Here is an 18,102-nt window from a genome sequence, read left to right as displayed (position 1 = left end):
AGGCTATCCACGCCCCGCCAGTACTGTCGGCGCATGGCCCCCTACGCCCGTCTTTCCCCGGCGGATCGGCATTTGTCGGACGCCGACCCGGTCATGCGGATGCTGATCCGGAAATGGGGGCCGCTGGATTCACCCCACGCGAACGGCGACCGGTTCGGCGCGTTGATCCTGGCGATCGTCAGCCAGCAGTTCTCCACGGCCGCGGCCCGCCGCATGTACGAGCGGATCACCGGCCGGTTCGACGGGCGGGTCCCCACGGCCGAGGAGCTGCTCGCCGTCGATCTCGACGCGCTCCGCGTCACGGCCGGCCTGTCGCACGCGAAGACCCGCGCCCTGCGCTCGCTGGCCGAGCACGTCGCGGCGGGCACGCTGGAGCTCGACCGCCTGCCGGAGCTGCCCGACGACGAAGTGCGGCGGCAGCTGACCGCGGTCGCCGGCATCGGTGACTGGACGGCCGGCGTGTTTCTGGTGTTCAACCTGCACCGGCCGGACGTCCTGGTCGCCGGCGACCTCGCGATCCGCAAGGCGGTGCAGGCCGCGTACGGGCTCGCCGCGCCACCCGACGCGGCGGCGGTGACCCGGCTCGGGGAGCCGTGGCGGCCGTACCGGAGCCGCGCCTGCCTGTACCTGTGGCGGAGCCTGGAAACCGTACCCGTCTGACCCGTTGATGTCGATCAATAGGTTTGCCAGGCTGGCTCGGTGAAGAACAACCTCAGACGTACCCTCGCCGGGGCCGCGGCGCTGGCCGTCGGCATCACGCCGGCCGCGATCAGCGCCGCACCGGCGACGGCGGCACCACACACCACGCGGACGGCGGACACCACCGCCGCTCCGGGAGACTACGACGCGCGGCGGGATCCCGCGGTCATCGGCACGCTCCGCAGCAACCTGGCGAAGGCGCCGGCCTCGGCCGTCGACATGCGCTCCGAGCTCGGCGATCAGGGGATCGTCGATCTGGACCGGCTGACCGGCACGCCGCGGCAGGTGGCCCGGCTGGACGGCTTCCTCACCGGGCCGTCGCGGAAGCCGGCCGTGCGGGTCGCCCAGGACTACCTCAAGACCCACGCCGACCTGTTCGGCGTGGACCCCGCGACGCTGAAGCTGCGCCGCGACTACGTGGACATCGAGGGCACCCACCACCTGAGCTTCCTGCAGCAGGTCGGCGACGTGCCGGTGTTCGGCAACGGCATCCGGGCCGACGTGGCCCGCAACGGCGCGCTCATCCAGATGACCGGCTCGCCCGTCCGGCAGATGCCCGACGAGCTGGGCGGCGCCCGGCTGACCGCGGGCCAGGCGCTGGACACCGCCCGCCGGGATGCCCGGGAGACCCGGTCCACCACCAGCGACAAGGCCCACCTGGTCGCCTTCCCGACCGTGGCCGGCCTGCGGCTGGGCTATCAGACGCTCACCATGCAGGCCGGGTACCTGCACGTCATCGACGCCGAGAACGGCCGCGTCCTCTACCGGCAGAGCCTCACCGACAACGACGCCGGTCCCGACGCGCTGGTGTGGGACAACTACCCCGGCGCCCCGGCCGGCGGCAAGCAGCGGCGGGTGTCGCTGAGCCGGTGGATGTCCCCGAACGCGACCAACCTCACCGGCAACTCCACGCACGTCTTCTCCGACCTCAACGACAACAACGTCGCCGACGCCGGCGAGGAGGTCGGGCCGAGCTCGCCGGGTCACTTCCGGTATCCGTTGAAGCAGTTCAGCGGCGAGCTGTGCTCGGCTCAGTTCCAGTGCACGTGGGACCCGTTCGTGGCGTACTCGTGGAACGACAACCGCGAGATGGACGCCACCCAGCTGCTGTACTTCAACTCGGTCTTCCACGACCACCTGCTGGCCGCGCCGATCGGCTTCACCCGCGCCGCCGGCAACTTCGAGACCCGCGACGGCGACCCGGTGCAGGCCAACGACCTGGACGGGGCGAACACCGACAACGGCTTCCCGGACGGCGACCACGTCGACAACGCCAACATGTCCACCCCGCCCGACGGGACGTCGCCGACGATGCAGATGTACCTGCAGCCGGCCCCGAACACGCCGGCGTCGGAGGACCCGTACGTGCCGTCCGACGTCGGCAACGAGGCGTCGTCGGTCTACCACGAGTACACCCACGGGCTGTCCAACCGGCTCGTGGTCGACGCGGCCGGGGTGTCCACGCTCAACGGTCCGCAGTCGGGCGCGATGGGCGAGGCGTGGAGCGACTGGTACGCCTACGACTACCTGCAGAAGGAAGGGCTGGAGCGGGACACTCGCGCGCCGGGCGAGCTGGTGATCTTCGAGTACACCACGGCCGGGGCGAACACCATCCGCACCGAGCCGCTGGACTGCACGGTCGGCGCGCCGGCGACGGTCTGCCCGGGCACCCCGACCGCGGGGCCGGGCGGCTACACGTACGGCGACTTCGGCCACATCTCGCGGCGCGGTCCCGAGGTGCACGCCGACGGTGAGATCTGGGCGCAGACGCTGTGGGACCTGCGCACCAAGCTCGGCTACCGGCTCTCCGAGTCGCTCGTGACCCGGGCGATGGAACTCTCCCCCGCCGACCCGTCGTACCTGGACATGCGCAACTCGATCCTGATGGCCGACCTGGTCGTGGCCGGTGGCCGGCACCAGCGCGACATCTGGAAGGTTTTCGCGAACCGTGGCATGGGCTTCTTCGCCGCCGCGGTGGACGGCTCGGACACCGCGCCGATCGAGGACTTCTCGCTGCCGCCGTCGCCGCACTCGGCCAAGAGCTCGATCAGCGGCACGGTCATCGACCAGGGCAGCGGACGGCCGGCGTCCGGGGTCTCGGTCACGTTCGGCGGGCACAGCTCCGGGTTCGCGGGCTCCTACGCCGCGGTCACCGACGCCGCCGGGCGGTACCGGATCAAGAACATCTTCGTCGGCACGTACCCGAAGGTGGCGGCCGGCGGCGCCGGATTCGAGCGCCAGGTCAAGACGGTCACGGTGACCAGGCAACCGGCCACCGTCGACTGGACCGTCCGCCGCGACTGGGCGGCGTCCCAGGGCGGCGCCACGGTGGCCGACTTCAACGGCGACGACTACAGCGGCTTCGGCTGCGGCCCGGGGCAGACGATCGACATGTCCCAGGGCAGCGGGTGGAGCAGCGACGCGGTCATCACCGGCGGCACGGCGATCGAGCCGCGGTTCGTCACCATCCAGCTGCCGTCGGCGGTCGACCTGACGTCGATCGAGATCAACCCGACCGGCAACTGCGGTGACGACCCGAGCTCGTCCACCGGCGACTACCGGGTGGAGACGTCCGCGGACGGCGCCGCCTGGACGGTGGCGGCGACCGGGCACTTCGGCCCGGCCAACCGCGACAAGATGAACGCGGTGACGCTGTCCGCCGGTACGGCCGGCGTGCGGTTCGTGCGCTACACGATGCTCGGCACGCAGGTCGCCGACGAGGGTGGCGCCTGCCCGAGCCAGGCCAGCGGCTGCTCGTTCGTCGACACCGTCGAGGTGGGCGTCTACGGCGCTGCTGCCTGACCGCCGAGGACCTCGCCGTCGCTCGACGCGGCGGCGAGGTCCCCCGTCCGGCCCGTGGTGCCCCGCGCCACGGCCACGGGGCCGACCACGGACTCCCAAAGGCTCGGCGCACCGGCACGGCAGGCGATCGTGATCCCAGGCGTACCGCCGGATGCGGCCGGCGGCCTGAGGGGGACGATCATGAACCTGCTGGGCAACTGGTGCGGCGCGCGCACGTCGCGCTCGCCCGCGGCCGCGCCCGGCCGGTGCACCCGGCCGCGCACCGACGCCTGGTGCGGGCGTTCCTGGCCGCGGCACAGACCGGCGACCTGGGCGAGCTGGAGAACCTGCTGGCCGCGAGCGTCACCTGCGCGCCGTCGGTGGCGTGACGGTCGTGCCGGTGCGCCCGGCCAGCACGCCGGCGGCGTCGGTGAGCGCGCCGACCGCCGCCGGCCGACCGGTGGTCTGGGCGAACCACGCGCACGCTTCCGCCTTCGGGCCCATCGAGCCGTCGGGGAACGGCATCTCCGCCAGCGCGTCCGCGTCGATGACCCGGATCGGCTCGGCCTCCGGCGTGCCGTACCCGCGGATGATCGCCGGTACGTCGGTAAGCACCAGCAGCCGGTCCGCGCCCAGCGTCAGGGCCAGGCGCGCGGCGGTCATGTCCTTGTCCACCACGGCCTCCACGCCGGTCAGCCGGCCGATGTCGTCCTCGGCCACCGGCACCCCTCCCCCGCCGCCGCACACCACGACCACGTCGCGGTCGACGAGGGCTCGGATCGTCTCCTCCTCGACGATCCGCAGCGGCTCGGGCGACGGCACGACCTGCCGCCACCGCTCTCCGTCGGGCGCCACGATCCAGCCGAGCCTCTTGGCGGCCTCCTCGGCCTGCTCGCGGGAGTAGCCGGGGCCGATGAACTTGGTGGGCGCCGCGAAGGCGTCGTCGCCGGGGTCGACGACGGTCTGGGTCACCAGCGCCACCGCGGGCTTGTCCACCCCCGCGTTGGCCAGCTCCCGCACCAGCAGGTATCCGATCATGCCCTGGGTCTGGGCGCCGAGCATGTCCAGCGGGTACGGCCGGCTCAGCGCCGGGTCGGCGGCGCTCTCCCGGGCGAGCAGGCCGATCTGCGGCCCGTTGCCGTGGCAGAGGATCAGTTGATGGTCGGCCGCCAGCGGCGCGAGGGACAGCGCGGCACGGCGTACGTGCTCGCGCTGCACCTCGGCGTCGGGCTTGTCGCGGCGTTCCAGCAGGGCGTTGCCGCCGAGGGCGATGACGAGGCGCACGGCTCAGCCCTCCAGCGCCCGGACGAGCACGGCCTTGATGGTGTGCATCCGGTTCTCCGCCTGGTCGAAGACGATCGACCGCTTCGACTCGAAGACCTCTTCGGTGACCTCGGCGCAGTCGATGCCGAACTGCTCGTGCAGGCGCGCGCCGATGGCGGTCCCGCGGTTGTGGATCGCCGGCAGGCAGTGCATGAACCGCACGCCCGACCGGTCGCCGGCCGCCAGCACGTCCTCGGTCACCCGGTACGGCAGCAGCGCCGGCACCCGCTCGGCCCAGGCGTCGTCGGGCTCACCCATGCTGACCCACACGTCGGTGTAGACGAAGTCGGCGCCGCGCACCGCCTCGCCGAGGGAGTCGGTGACCAGCAGGCGCGCGCCGCTGGACCGGGCGGCGTCCTCGGCCGCGGCGACGACGTCCGGCGGCGGCTGCAGGCCCGCGGGCGCCGCGATGCGGACGTCCATGCCGAGCAGGGCGCCGGTGACCAGCAGCGACCGGGCGACGTTGTCACGGCCGTCACCGGTGAAGCAGAGCGCGATGTCCTCGACGGCGCCGTCGTAGTGCTCGGTCATGGTCAGGATGTCGGCGAGGCTCTGGGTCGGGTGCCACTGATCGGTGAGCGCGTTCCAGACCGGAACGCCGGCGTGCCGGGCGAACTGCTCCACGGTGTCCTGGGCGTAGCCGCGGAAGGCGATGCCGTCGTACAGGCGGCCCAGCACCCGGGCGGTATCGGCGACGGACTCCTCGCGCCCGAGATGCGAGCCCTCGGGCCCCAGGTACGTCGTGTGCCCGCCCTGGTCGGCCACGGCGACCTCGAACGCGCAGCGGGTCCGGGTCGAGTTCTTCTCGAACACCAGCGCGATGTTCCGGCCACCCAGCCGGGCAACCTCGCTGCCGCGCTCCTTGTCGCGCTTGAGCTGGGCGGCCAGCGCCAGCAGGTCGAGGAACCGCGGCTTATCCAGGTCCAGATCCCGCAGGAGGTTCATCGGGTCTCCTTCTGCTCGGCGAGCGGGTGGCGGCGTACCGGGCAGCTCATGCACCGGGCGCCGCCACGGCCCCGGCCCAGCTCGCTCCCGTCGAGCGTGATGACGTCGATGCCGTGCCGGCGCAGCAGCGTGTTGGTGACGACGTTGCGGTCGTAGCCCATGACCACGCCGGGTGCCACGGCCAGGTAGTTGTCGGCGTCGTCCCACTGCTCCCGCTGCGCGCTTCTGCGGTCCGCGTCGGCCATCAGCAGCTTGACCGGGCCGGCGTCGAGCGCCTGCTCCAGCGCGGCCGGCAGGCCGGTGCTCGGCTCCACCGCGAGCTCGCCCGGAGCGTCACCGGGGGTCAGCCGCCAGCACCGGACCTCGTCCCAGTCGAGGTAGGGGTAGGCCACGAAGGTGCCGAAGTCGATCATGGTCAGCACGGTGTCCAGGTGCATTGCGGACCGCGCCTTGGGCAGCTCGACCGCGAGGACCAGGTGGGCCTGCCCGGCGTCGAACAGCCGCCGGGCCAGCGCCTCCACGCCCATCGGGGTGGTGCGCTCGCCCATGCCGGCGAGGACCACTTCCGGGGGCGATCACGTGGAGGTCGCCGCCCTCCAGTGTGGCCGGCGCGTGGTCGGCGTCGTCACCGCCGTAGTGCACGGTGAAGTCCGCGTCCCGGAACAGCGGATGGTAGCCGTACACGGTGCGGGTGTTTATCGATTCGCGGCGGCGGGCCGCCTTGGCCATCGGGTTGACGGTGACCCCGGATCCGACCCACGCGGCATTGTCGCGCTGGAAGAGCGTGTTCGGCAGCGGCGCCAGCACGAAGTCGTCGATGTCCAGGGCCTGCCAGGTGAGGCTGGGCCGGGTCAGCGGGGACAGGTCGGACTTGGTGACCCCGCCGACGAGGTATTCGGCCAGCTCCGCCGGGCCGGCGTCGTCGAACAGGGCCCGGACCTCGCGGGCGAGACCGGCGCCGAGGCGCTCGGCGGTGACCGTGCGATCGAGGGCGAACGCCCGGCCCTCCGGCGTGGACAGCGCCCCGGCGAGCTCGCCGAACAGGTGGACGGTGACGTCCTGGTCGCGCAGCGCCTGCACGAACGCGTCGTGCTCGGCGCGGGCGCGGCTCGGCCACAGCACGTCGTCGAAGAGGAGGCCGGCGACGTTGGCGGGGGTGAGCCGATCGAGCTCACGGCCGGGGCGGTGCACGATCACCTCGGTCAGCGCGCCGATCTCGGAGTCGATGCCGACGGTCAGGTTCCTCATTTGTGTCATCGCGGTTCTCCGACCTTGAGCCAGATGTAGACGGGCAGGCCCAGCAGCAGGCAGAACAACCCGTAGTAGGCGGCCTGGTATCCGCTGCCGGCCAGCGCCCAGAAGCCGAACAGCAGGGCGACGCCCGCGACGACGAGGTCGCGCGCCAGGTGCGCGGGGCGGGGGCGGCGGCCCCCGGTCAGCAGCCAGTACAGCTGGGCGGCAGCCGAGAACAGGTACGGGATGACCGCGGTCAGCACCGACAGCAGCACCACGGTGGTGAACACCCGGGCGAAGCTGGTGTAGCTCACCACCGTCAGCGCCGAGGCCAGCAGCGTCCCGATGACGATGCCGTACGCCGGAACGCCGCGCCGGCTGTCCCGCGCGAACCGGGCCGGGAAGAGCCGGTTGCGGGCGGCCGCCTGCGGCATCTCGCCGACGACGAGCGTCCAGCCCACGAGCGCGCCGAACCCGGAGACAACCGCCGCGACCGCCACCGTGTCGCCGGCCCACTCGCCGCCGAAGATGGCGTTGGCCGAGTCGGTGAACGGCGCGGTCGAGGCGATCAGCGCGTCCTGGCTGACGGTGCCGAACACCGCGACGGTGCCGAGAATGTAGACGACGGCGCAGGCCAGGGTGCCGATGACCGTCGCGCGGCCGACGTTGCGCCGCGGGTCGACGACCCGGCCGGCCGCCACCGAGGCGGTCTCGATCCCGATGTACGCGAACAGCGCGATGGCCGCCGCGGCGCTGATGGCCCCGAGCACAGAGCCGCCGCTCGCGTTGAACTCGCCGAAGTTGGCGGACTTGACGAACAGCAGGCCCACCGTCGCCATGAACAGCAGCGGCACGAACTTCAGCACCGTGCTGACCACCTGCACCGCCGCGAGGCTGCGAATGCCGGCCAGGTTGACCGCGGCCGGCAGCCACAGCCCGGCGAGCGCGATCACGATCGACCACACCTTGGCGTGCGAGGTGTTCCAGAACACCTCGACGTAACCCACCCAGGCCACCACGATGGCCGCGTTGCCGGCCCAGGCGGTGATCCAGTAGCTCCAGGCGTTGAGGAAGCCGGCGAAGTCGCCGAAGGCCTCCCGGGCGTACAGGTACGGGCCGCCGGACCCGGGGATCCGCCGGTTGAGCGAGCTGAACGTCAGGGCCAGCGCGATCGCGCCGACCGTCACCAGCCCGAACGCGACCAGCGAGACAGGACCGAAGCCGGCCAGGGCCGACGGCAGGGCGAACACGCCGGTGCCGATGACCGAGCCGACCACCAGCGCGGTGGCGGCCGGCAACCCGAGGCGTCTTTGCCCGGGTTGCCGGCCCGGCGGTGAGTCGTCGTCCGATCGGCGCGGCACGTCGCGGACCACTGTGGTGCTCATGGCGTCCTCCTCATCGTGATCTCGATGAGGAAGACCGGGCACCACAGCGGCTTTGTGACAGCGGCTTTGTGACAGCGTCAGCCGGCCGCGTCACCGCCCGCCGTACGGGCGAACGTGGCCACCGCGGCGGTGCGCGGCGGGATGGACGAGGTGTCCTGGGCGAACTTGGCCACCGCCGTCGCGACCGCGTCGGCGTTGGTGTCGAGCGCGAACGTGTTGATGTTGCCGATCAACTGGTGCGGGTAGGCCCGGCGGAGCTGGGCGTAGAGCGCGGCGTCGGCGCCGTCGCGCTCGGGCGTCAGGCTGTCGCAGTGCTCGTGGTAGCAGGGGTCGAACTGCTCGCCGGCGACGCCGCCCCAGAGCGCGACGTCGGCCTCGGTCTTCTCCACCTCGGCGCCGGTGAACAGGCCGCCGGCCGGGATGCCGCCCGCGATGAAGGGGCCGTAGTCGGAGCGGCCGGTGAAGTCCGCCGCCGAGGTGGCCTGGTGCCGGGCGGCGAAGAAGTCCTGGAAGACCGCCTCGATCTGGGCCGAGCCCGCCGGTCCGGGGCCGGCGCCGGTGGCGGCCGAGTCGTCGCCGTCGTACACGCCGAACGTGTAGTTGGGCGAGCCGATCATGTCGAAGTTGAGGTAGAGCGCGATCTTCGCCCGTTCCTGCTCGGTCAGGCTGTTCACGTAGAACGTCGAGCCGACCAGGTTGGCCTCCTCGGCGCCCCACCAGGCGAACCGGAGCTTGTTCTTGGTCTTCTGCTTGCTCATCTGCAGCGCGACCTCGAGGATGCCGGCGCTGCCCGTGCCGTTGTCGTTGATGCCCGGCCCGGCCGGCACCGAGTCCAGGTGGGCGCCGGTCATGACGACCTCGTCCGGGTCGCCGTAGCGGGACTCGGCGATGACGTTCTCGGTCTGGCGCACCTCGGCCACGGTCTCGGTCGTGATCGTCACGGTGAGATCCGCGGTGCCCGCGAAGGCGACGCCCTGCGGGTACGAGACCGAGATGGCGGGGATGCCGACCGGATTGCCCAGGGTGCCGAAGAAGAGATCCTGACGGTCCGGTCCGGTGGTGTTGCCCTGGTTCATGATGATGACGCCGGTCGCGCCGGCGGCCTCGGCGTTGGTCGCCTTCTGCCCGAACGGGCAGGTGCCGCGCTGGACCAGGGCGATGTTGCCGGCCACGCCGGCGAAATCGGCCGCCTCGCAGCCCGAGCTGCTCGTGTTCGGGGTGGTCAGCTGCAGGTCCACCGGAACGACGCGGCCGGTCGCCGTGCCGTTGCCGGAGCAGTCGAGCACGTCGTAGTCGACCTGGTCGACGTAGGTGGTCGGGGTGGGCGTGTTCTGAGCGAACGACGACCCGGTGTCCGAGCAGAAGTTGAACGGGAACGGCTGCCGGGTGACGCGGTACCCGGCGCCCTTCAACAGCGCCGCGACATAGTCGGCGCTGCGCCCGAACCCGGGCGTCCCGGAGGCCCGGGTGTCGCCGTTGAGCTTGGCGATCACCTGGAACGCCAGCAGATGACGCATCACCCCGGCGAGGGTGACCGCCTTGGCCGGATCCTTGCCGGACGAGGCTTGTGCGGGGCCGGCGGCCGCGAGGCCACCTATCAGAACGGCCACCACGGCCGCGGCGCCAAGACGTTTTCGTGAGAACCGAGACACCACGATGTGTCCTTCCTATCTCGAGCGTCGGCTTTGATTACTCAGCAAAGTAGATCAATCACCGTCCGTAGGGAACCCCATCGCGGTCCATGTAGGACGTATGATCGCCCAGGTGAACCTGCACACGGATCGTCCGCACCCGGCCCGGGTGTACGACTACCTGCTCGGCGGCAAGGACAACTTCGCCGCCGACCGCGAGGCGGCCCAGAAGGGCCTGCAGGCCAACCCGGACAGCCGGATCCCGCCCCGGGAGAACAGGTTGTTCCTGCGCCGGGCGGTCCGGTTCCTGGCCGAGCAGGGCATCGACCAGTTCCTCGACATCGGCACCGGGATCCCGAGCCCGCCGAACGTCCACCACGTCGCCCAGGGGATCAACCCCGCGGCCCGCATCGTCTACGTGGACAACGACCCGATCGTGCTGGCGCACGCCCGGGCCCTGCTGACCAGCGATCCCCAGGGCCGGACCGACTACATCGACGCGGACCTGCGCGACGTCGACTCGATCCTCGGCTCGCCGGTGCTGCGCGACACCCTCGACCTGAACCGCCCGGTCGGCCTGCTGCTCATCGCCATCCTGCACTTCATCGGCGACGACGACGATCCGCGCGCCATCGTCGAGCGGCTCCTGGCGGCGCTGCCGTCCGGCAGCTATCTGGCGATGTCCCACCTGACCGGCGACTTCCGGCCGGAGGCGTGGGGGAAGATCGCCGAGGTCTACCGCAAGCAGGGCGTCACGATGCAGGTCCGCCCCCGGCCGGAGATCGAGCGTTTCTTCGACGGGCTCGAGCTGGTCGACCCGGGCGTGCGGATCCTGCCCTCATGGCGGCCCGACCTGGGCGAGCCCACCGATCCGCAGCCGTCGGAGGCGCAGGTCTCGGTCTACGGAGCGGTGGCCCGCAAGCCCTGAGGGCTTAATAATTAAGAGTGTTGACAGTTTGTTGCCGCATCCATCAAGCTCGATGAAATGATGTCGAGCTGAAGGAGATGCGATGAGGCATTCGCACCGCTGGGTGGCGCTGGCCGTGGGCGCCTTGACCATCGCGGCGGGAATAGTGACGTCGCCCGCCTTCGCCGCCGCCCCCGCGGGCGCGGTGGTGATGGTGGCCTGTTCCGCCCCGGCGTGGGCCGAGGGCACCAGCTACGCCGCGGGGGCTCAGGTCACCTACAACGGGCGGCTCTACCGGGCGCGCGTCGCGCACACCCCGCCGGTCGGCGCCGGGTGGAACCCGGTCGCGGCGGCGTCGCTCTGGGAGGATCTCGGCGCCTGCGACGGACCCACCACCCCGCCCACCACTCCCCCGACCACGCCGCCCACCACCCCGCCGCCCACCACCGGCGGACTGGCACACGCCCCGTACGTCGACATGGGCGCTTGGCCGACGCCGAGCCTGCCCACCATGGTGAGCAGCGGCAACCTCAAGAACGTCACGCTGGCGTTCATCACCGCGTCCGCCTGCAAGGCGATGTGGTTCAACGCGTACGACCCGCGCCAGGGCTGGGCCCGTGATCAGATCGACGCCGTGCGCGCCCGCGGCGGCGACGTGAAGATCTCGTTCGGCGGGGCGACGGGCATCGAGCTGGCGCAGGCGTGCACCAGCGTGAGCGCGCTGCAGGCCGAGTACCAGGCCGTGGTCAGCGCCTACAACCTGAAGTTCATCGACCTCGACATCGAGGGCAGCGCGACCGCGGACCCCGCCTCGGTGGCGCGGCGGTCCCAGGCACTCGCCGCCCTGCAGCGGGCCAACCCGGGGCTGCGGGTCTCGTTCACGCTGCCGGTGCTGCCCGAGGGCCTGACCGCCGACGGGCTCGGCGTGATCCGCTCGGCCCGCGACGCCGGCGTGACCGTCGACCTGGTCAACGTCATGGCCATGGACTACTACCGCACCGGCGACTACGGCAACTTCGCCGTCGACGCGGCCAACTCGACCTTCAACCAACTCAAGGGGCTGTACCCCGGCCGTACGGATGCTCAGGTCTGGAAAATGGTCGGCGTCACGCCGATGCTCGGCCAGAACGACGACGGCCACATCTACGACCAGGCGGACGCTCGCCAGCTGGTCACCTTCGCGCAGGGCAAGCACCTCGGCATGCTGAGCTTCTGGGAGCTCGGCCGCGACAAGAACGCCTGCAACGGCGCGCTCTACATGTGCACCAACATCCCCCAGCAGCCGTACGAGTTCAGCCGCATCTTCGCCGGATACAGCGGCTAGCCGGCATGGAGTACCTGCGCCTCGACGAGCCGCTGGCCGTCGGGGCGCGGGGTGCGCGCATACCTACAGGGCCGCCGGGCCCGCCAGTGGGCCCGGCGCAGGGGCGACGACGTGCAGAAGTCGCTGGCGACGGACCTCGCCCGCCTGGTCGAGCTGGCCGGATCTAGGTATACCTAGGCCGCCTACGCACCCCTCCTAGACCACCTCTGAGCTGGGAAGATAGGCAATCGCTGCCGATGTGGCAGGGCTCCCGTCAGCCGAAGATGGATACATCACCGGATGACGAAGGAGATAGGCCATGTTGATCCACGCGGACCTGATGCTGACCCTGGCGAACGAGCGGCACCGTGAGCTGATCGCCGAGAACGAGAAGCGGAGCCTGCTGAGCAGCGCCCGCCGGGCCCGCAAGGGCCGGAAAAGCCAAGCGGTGCGGGGACGGCCCACCGGTACGCTGGCGTCGTGCGAGCCATCCGCGGCGGTGCCAGCCCGGTGATGATCGGGAGAGAGAGCGAGCTGCGCCGATTGGCGCGGCTCGCTTCTTCGCGTGAGCCGGCGGTGGCGATCATCGCGGGCGAGCCGGGGATCGGCAAGACCCGGCTGGTGCACGAGCTGCTGGCCACCCTGCCGGCCGAGACCGTGGTGCTGGTCGGGCAGGCCGAGCCCGGGTCGCTCGCCCGGCCGTACGAGGTGCTCCTGGACGCCATCGACGGCCGCCCGGACGTCGACGACGAGCAGCTGGCCGCCCTCACCGACCCGGCGCGCAGCCCGGTCGAGCGCCTGCACACCGGGCTCTCGATCCTGTCCGATCTGGTCGGCGACGCCCGCGCGGTCATCGTCTTCGAGGACCTGCACTGGGCCGACTCGGAAAGCGCCGCGCTGTTCGAGCGCATCGCCGACCAGCGCGGGTCCCGGCTGCTGATCGGGACGTACCGGCCGGACGAAGTGTCCCGCCGCCAGCCGGTGGCCGGCCTGCTGGCGCGCCTGGAACGCCGGCACACCGTCACCCACGTACGGCTGGATCGCCTCACCCCCTCGCAGACCGCGGCCATGCTCGCGGCCGCGACCGGCGCTCCGGCGCCCCTGCGCGCCGCGACGGCGCTGCACCATCGCACCGGCGGCAATCCCTTCTTCCTGGAGGAGCTGCTGCGCGCCCTGCCCGGGTACGACGTGGAGGCGCTGGTCGAGCAGCCGCTGCCCTGGAGCCTCGCCGACGTGCTGCGCCGCCAGGTCGACGACCTCGAGCCGGTCAGCCACCGCGTCGTCGAGGCAGCCGCCGTGCTCGGCCACCGCATCCCGTTCGACCTGCTCGCCGACGTCACCGGCGCGGGCGAGGACGAGCTGATCGCCGTGCTGCGCGACCTGGTCACCCGGGGCGTGCTGGTCGAGTCGGGTGAGGACGAGTTCGCGTTCCGGCACGCGCTGGTGCGCGAGGCGATCGCCGACCAGATGCTCGCCCGGCAGCGCCGCCGGCTGCACGAGGCCGCGCTCGAGGCCCTGCTGCGCGGCGGCGCCTCCGACCCGGCGATGGTGGCGCACCACGCCCGCGGGGCCGGCCGGTACGACGACATGATCGAGGCGGCCCGCCGCGGCGCCGCGCTCTACCTCTCCATCGGCTCCGCCTATCAGGCCCTGCAGCTGGCCGAGATGGGTCTCGACGAGGCGCCCGACGACACCGAGCTGCTCGCCGCGGCCGCGCGGGCGGCGTGGCTGGCCGGCCTGCTCGACGACGCCCTGCGGTACGGCCGGCGCTGGCGGGACCTCGCCACCAGCACGACCGACCGGGCCGAGTCGCTGTACCTTCTCGTCCGCATCGCCTGGGAGTCCCGCGAGACCGACGAGATGCGCGCGCTCACCCACCACATCGAGACCCTGATCGCCCAGCTCCCGCCGGGCGCCGACCAGGCGCGGGCGATGACCGCGATCGCGCAGTCGTCGTACCTGCGCGATGAGTTCGAGGCGGCGCTGCTCTGGTCCGACCGAGCGCTGGCCCTGGCGAGCGAGTTCGACCTGCCGGCCGTGCGCCTGGCCGCCCAGCTGGAGAAGGGCGCGACCCTCAGCGAGCACCCGCAGACCGCCGCCGAGGGCCGGGAGATCCTGTCGGCGCTCGTCGACGAGGCCGAGAAGGCGGGCGAGTGGGTGCTGGCGGCCCACGCCCTCAACCACCTGGTGCAGGGCGAGCCGCCGACCTCGCCGGACGAGCACGCCGCCGCCCTGGAGAGGATGCGCGTCGACGCCGAGCGGGCCGGCTTCGAGTCGCTGGCGGTGGCCACCTACTTCCAGGGCCGGGCCCGGCTCGCGGTGCGCGCCGGCGACCTGCGCGCCGCGATCGCGACCCTGGAGGAGGGCCGCGATCAGGACCGCGGCTTCCAGCGGCGGGGTCGCTGGGCCGACTACCACGGGGTCTTCCTGGCCGGCCTCTATCTGGAGGCGGGCGAGCTGGACCGGGTCGAGGAGCTCATCAACGACCTCGCGCAGCTGACCGACAACCCGGCCACCACGATTCCCGGCCTCTCCTTCCACCTAGCCTGCCGCCGGGGCGACCTGCCCCGCGCGGAGGCGCTGCTGGACGAGCTGCTCGCGGCCCTGGCCGAGGAGAGCTGGCGCAGCGGCGAGCGCGCTCACGACCTGATCTCGGCGGCGCTGGAGATCGGCCTGCCCACGCCGCGGCTCGACCTGATGGCCGCGACGCTGCTCGACGACGACGTGTGGGACGCCTACCGCACCCTCGCCGACTCCCAGCTCGCCGAGGCGCACGGCCGGCACGCCGAGGCGCTGGCCGGCTATCTGTCCATCACCGAGGCCCACGTGCTCGGCCCGGCGACCCGCGGGACCGTACGCGTCGGCGCAGCCCGCTGCCTGCTCGCGGCCGACAAGCGAGTGGAAGCCACGGCCCAGGCGGAGGCGGCGGCGCCGCTGCTCGCCGAGTGGGGCGGCTGGCGGGTGGCCCAGCTCGAACACGTGCGCACCCTGCTGGGCATGGCCCCGGCCGACGCGCCGGCCGCGGTCACCGGCCCGGCCGCGCTGACGCCGCGCGAGCGCGAGGTCGCGATGCTGATCAGCGACGGGCTGACCAACGCGGAGCTGGCCCGGCGGCTCTACATCTCACCGAAGACGGCCGCCGTCCACGTCTCGAACATCCTGCGGAAGCTGGGCGTCGCCTCCCGTACGGAGGTCGGCGACGTCATTGGGTCAGGGCGGGCTCGTACTTGACCCGGACGGGCACCCGCGTCTTCCCGCTCAGGATGGCGAAGTCGACGGCCAGGTGAGGTCCGTCGCCCAGCCCGATCGGGATGTCGTAGGTCCATCCGGGCCCCGCCTCGATCTCGCCCGGCCCCTCAATCACGCCGGACCAGTCGCCGGCCGGCTCGTAGTAACCCACCCACGCGGTCGCCCGCACCGCGATCGTGCCGAGGTCGAGACGCAAAGGGTCGGCACCTCGGTGGAGCAGCCTCGCAACGGAAGGGTCGGCCGGCTCGACCGTCACGGCCGCTCGCGGGAAGTCGGTCAACCGGTCGAGCAGACGCCGGGAGCCGGCGGCGAGACGCGGCCAGTCGCCGGGCCCGTCGCTGATGCCGGCGATCGAGACCGGACCGGTCGCCTCCAGCTCCAGCACCTCGTCGCCCGCGTCGGGTGGCGGCGGCGGAACCGGCGACGGCGCCGGGCCCGCGGCGTCGACGAGCGCGCGGACCTCGGCCAGCTCGCCGGCCGGCAGCTGCCCCGCGAACCAGCCCACCCCGCCGCCGCTCACGCTGCGCCAGCCGGAGATCGTGCCGTCCTCGGCGACCTCGACGCTTTCCGCCACGGCCGGCGACTGGCTGCCGTCCGCGATCACGAGCCGCAGGATCATCGACGCTTCGCCTCCCAGGTGCCGCCCAGTGCCCGGCCGAGAATAGCCATGAACTCGGCGATGTGACGCGGTTGCGCGCCGTGGTCGTGCGGGTCCTTCTCGCGGCCCGGGTCGCCCATGATCGACCCGCTGGAGTAGCTGAAGCGCTGGATGGTCTCGTACCGGTCGTTGTCGTTCGGCAGCGCGGCGTCGAGGTCGCGGAGCAGGTTGCCGGAGAGCGGTATCGCGGGCTGGCCCGGCACCGGCGGCGGCCCGGGCAGCCCCGCCACGGCCGGCACGGTCGCGGTCGGCATCGCCGCGTACGCCGCGACCACCTGCTGGGCGAAGGCGCCCTCCTTGACGCCGGCCCCGACGCTGGCCGCGCGGGCGTTGACGGAGTTGCGGGCCAGCATGGCCGCCTGCAGGTTCGCGGCGATCGTCGCGGCCGGCACGCCCGGCCCGGTCGCGTCGCCGACCGGCGGCTCGTGCCCGGTGACCCGCACGAAGTCGCCGGGGTGCTGCTGGTATTCGTCCTGCAAGCCGATCAGGTGACCGAACTCGTGCGGGATGGTCGTCGCCGCGTTCGGATCGCCCGCGAACCACTTGCCCGCGTTGGCACGCCCGGTGCCGGCCACCACCGAGACCGTGTTCGAGTCGCCGCCGGCCCCGCGCGTCATCTTGAAGTCGATCGGCATCGACTTCTTCGACACCGTGTCCACGCCCATGTACTGGTTCCACACCGACTCCACGTGCCCGAACCACGCGGCCGGCGCGGGCAGCCCGACAAAGTTGATCTTGGCAGTGACGACCATCCGGGTCTTCTGGATCTCCCAGGAGTATCGCGACGCGTTCGCCCCGGTCAGGCCGAACGTGTGACCGCCGACCTCTTCCGTCCACTGCCGCTCGACGGCGCCGGTCATCGAGCCGGGCGCGGCCGCGTCCAGCGCGTCCCACGTCGCCTTGTCGGCCGTGCCGGTCGCCGCCAGCGGCGGCACCCGCCCGCTCTGGAACGCCTGCAACGCGGCCTGCGTCTTGGGCCCGAACGCGCCGTCGTCCTTCAGCGCGGGCGCGGCGCCGGCGCGGTTCAGCTTTTGCTGGAGCTCGTGCACCGCCGGGCCGCTGGTCAGCCCGCCGACACCGGTGACCGGGTGCAGCGAGGTGCCGGCGACCTGGGTGCCCAGCGAGTTGGCCGTCCCGCTGCCGGTGTGCTGCTCGACCGGGGTGGCGCTCGCGCCCTCGGCCGCGACGAAACCGCCCTTCACCTTCGTGTCCAGGTCGGCCCACATGGCGGCGTCGACCGTTCCGGTCGGGAACCGGCTCAGCGTGCCGACCTCGTACTTGAGCACCGCGATCAGCATCGCGCCGTCGAACTGCGCGTTGATCGCCAGCCGCGGGCTCGCGCCGAGGGCGTTGAGCTTCTGCTGGGCGAAACCGACGTCGGCGCCGGCGGAGCCCAGCGAGAGCGGCGTGCGCGCCGGAGGCGGCAGGGCCGCGAACGCCGCGTCGAGCCGGGTCTTGGTGGCGGCGTCGAGCACCCCGGTCGGTGGCGCGATGCCGACGCTGGTCTGGAAGGTGCGCACCGCCGCCTCGGTCAGCGGGCCGAACCGGCCGTCCTCGGTCAGCGGCAACGCGGAGGCCTGCACCCGGCTGAGCTTGATCTGCGCGTCACGGACGCCCTCGCCGTGCGCCCCCGCCGTGAGCGGCCCGGCCGGAGCGCCGCCGCCACCACCCGGCGCGGGCGGGGCGACGAGGCGCGCGACCTGGGCGTTGCCGCTCAACTCGGCCAGGGCGGCCGGGCCGCCCGGCACGCTCTGGAGCAGTCGGGCGAGGGCGGCGTTGCCACCGGCCTGCAGCAGGGCCGGGCCGGCGGTGTCCGTGCCCGGCGCAGGAGTGGCCGGAAGCTTCGGCTCGGCCCGCTGATCCGGGATCGGCCCCTCCGACAGGTCTGACATAGAGCCAGCGTCGACCGCCGTCCCGCTCCCGCCAAGGGCGTTCGGGCGGTCTTTCGAGCATTTCCGGCTTGACCTTGGGCGACGTGGTCGTTTGGC

At 72.5% G+C, this 18,102-nt stretch carries 15 protein-coding genes and 1 pseudogene; 8 read left to right on the top strand and 8 right to left on the bottom strand.

The window, feature by feature from the left end; translation table 11 throughout:
* Positions 1 to 33 precede the first annotated feature (33 nt).
* From ACQPZX_RS12995 to ACQPZX_RS12985, 3 genes are all read left to right on the top strand, one after another.
* Positions 34 to 660, top strand: a complete 627-nt coding sequence (locus ACQPZX_RS12995; RefSeq protein ID WP_433379165.1) for a DNA-3-methyladenine glycosylase family protein — start codon at positions 34 to 36, stop codon at positions 658 to 660.
* A 39-nt stretch (positions 661 to 699) separates the two neighbouring features.
* Entirely contained in the window at positions 700 to 3,501 is a 2,802-nt protein-coding gene (locus ACQPZX_RS12990) for a M36 family metallopeptidase (protein WP_433379162.1), read from the top strand.
* Positions 3,502 to 3,701: 200 nt separating this feature from the next.
* Positions 3,702 to 3,869, top strand: coding sequence for a hypothetical protein (locus tag ACQPZX_RS12985; protein ID WP_433379159.1), 168 nt, complete (start codon positions 3,702 to 3,704; stop codon positions 3,867 to 3,869).
* On the opposite strand, the gene ACQPZX_RS12980 is transcribed toward ACQPZX_RS12985, so the two are convergent.
* From ACQPZX_RS12980 to ACQPZX_RS12955, 6 genes and pseudogenes are all read right to left on the bottom strand, one after another.
* On the bottom strand, positions 3,844 to 4,764 hold the full coding sequence (locus tag ACQPZX_RS12980) for a carbamate kinase (protein ID WP_433379156.1): 921 nt from the start codon (positions 4,762 to 4,764) through the stop codon (positions 3,844 to 3,846). The genes ACQPZX_RS12985 and ACQPZX_RS12980 overlap by 26 nt on opposite strands.
* 3 nt (positions 4,765 to 4,767) lie before the next feature.
* The gene (argF, locus tag ACQPZX_RS12975) at positions 4,768 to 5,748 is read right to left on the bottom strand and encodes an ornithine carbamoyltransferase (RefSeq protein WP_433379153.1); all 981 of its coding nucleotides are present in this window, start codon (positions 5,746 to 5,748) and stop codon (positions 4,768 to 4,770) included.
* Complete coding sequence (locus ACQPZX_RS12970; protein WP_433379151.1) at positions 5,745 to 6,275, bottom strand: arginine deiminase family protein; 531 nt, start codon at positions 6,273 to 6,275, stop codon at positions 5,745 to 5,747. Before ACQPZX_RS12970 ends, argF begins: the two co-directional genes overlap by 4 nt.
* 103 nt (positions 6,276 to 6,378) lie before the next feature.
* Positions 6,379 to 6,996 (bottom strand): annotated as a pseudogene (locus tag ACQPZX_RS12965) (arginine deiminase family protein); the annotation flags it as partial.
* A gap of 5 nt (positions 6,997 to 7,001) precedes the next feature.
* Positions 7,002 to 8,366 (bottom strand): amino acid permease, encoded by a 1,365-nt coding sequence (locus ACQPZX_RS12960; RefSeq protein ID WP_433379148.1) that lies wholly within the window; start codon positions 8,364 to 8,366, stop codon positions 7,002 to 7,004.
* A gap of 77 nt (positions 8,367 to 8,443) precedes the next feature.
* A complete protein-coding gene (locus ACQPZX_RS12955) occupies positions 8,444 to 10,021 on the bottom strand; it encodes a M28 family peptidase (RefSeq protein WP_433379145.1) in 1,578 nt (525 codons plus the stop codon).
* A 109-nt stretch (positions 10,022 to 10,130) separates the two neighbouring features.
* Between ACQPZX_RS12955 and ACQPZX_RS12950 the strand changes: the two genes are divergently transcribed.
* The 5 genes from ACQPZX_RS12950 to ACQPZX_RS12930 all read left to right on the top strand — a co-directional run bounded on the left by ACQPZX_RS12950 (position 10,131) and on the right by ACQPZX_RS12930 (position 15,438).
* Positions 10,131 to 10,925 carry an SAM-dependent methyltransferase gene (locus tag ACQPZX_RS12950; RefSeq protein ID WP_433379142.1) on the top strand — a complete coding sequence of 265 codons (795 nt, stop codon included), beginning with the start codon at positions 10,131 to 10,133 and terminating at the stop codon, positions 10,923 to 10,925.
* 82 nt (positions 10,926 to 11,007) lie between these two features.
* Complete coding sequence (locus ACQPZX_RS12945) at positions 11,008 to 12,228, top strand: carbohydrate-binding protein (protein WP_433379139.1); 1,221 nt, start codon at positions 11,008 to 11,010, stop codon at positions 12,226 to 12,228.
* Between the two features lie 51 nt (positions 12,229 to 12,279).
* Positions 12,280 to 12,405: a hypothetical protein gene (locus tag ACQPZX_RS12940; RefSeq protein ID WP_433379136.1), complete on the top strand. Its 126-nt coding sequence runs from the start codon at positions 12,280 to 12,282 to the stop codon at positions 12,403 to 12,405.
* A 121-nt stretch (positions 12,406 to 12,526) separates the two neighbouring features.
* Entirely contained in the window at positions 12,527 to 12,721 is a 195-nt protein-coding gene (locus ACQPZX_RS12935; RefSeq protein ID WP_433379133.1) for a hypothetical protein, read from the top strand.
* A complete protein-coding gene (locus tag ACQPZX_RS12930; RefSeq protein ID WP_433379130.1) occupies positions 12,688 to 15,438 on the top strand; it encodes an ATP-binding protein in 2,751 nt (916 codons plus the stop codon). Before ACQPZX_RS12935 ends, ACQPZX_RS12930 begins: the two co-directional genes overlap by 34 nt.
* On the opposite strand, the gene ACQPZX_RS12925 is transcribed toward ACQPZX_RS12930, so the two are convergent.
* The gene (locus tag ACQPZX_RS12925; RefSeq protein ID WP_433379128.1) at positions 15,410 to 16,075 is read right to left on the bottom strand and encodes a hypothetical protein; all 666 of its coding nucleotides are present in this window, start codon (positions 16,073 to 16,075) and stop codon (positions 15,410 to 15,412) included. The genes ACQPZX_RS12930 and ACQPZX_RS12925 overlap by 29 nt on opposite strands.
* Positions 16,072 to 18,006 (bottom strand): peptidoglycan-binding domain-containing protein, encoded by a 1,935-nt coding sequence (locus ACQPZX_RS12920; protein WP_433379125.1) that lies wholly within the window; start codon positions 18,004 to 18,006, stop codon positions 16,072 to 16,074. The genes ACQPZX_RS12925 and ACQPZX_RS12920 overlap by 4 nt, the downstream gene beginning before the upstream one ends.
* Positions 18,007 to 18,102: the final 96 nt, after the last annotated feature.

Origin of the sequence: Actinoplanes sp. CA-142083 (assembly GCF_050942195.1) — a bacterium.
GTDB lineage: Bacteria > Actinomycetota > Actinomycetes > Mycobacteriales > Micromonosporaceae > Actinoplanes.
The sequence above is the reverse complement of the archived record's forward strand: the minus strand, read 5'-3'. Positions and strand labels throughout refer to the sequence as shown.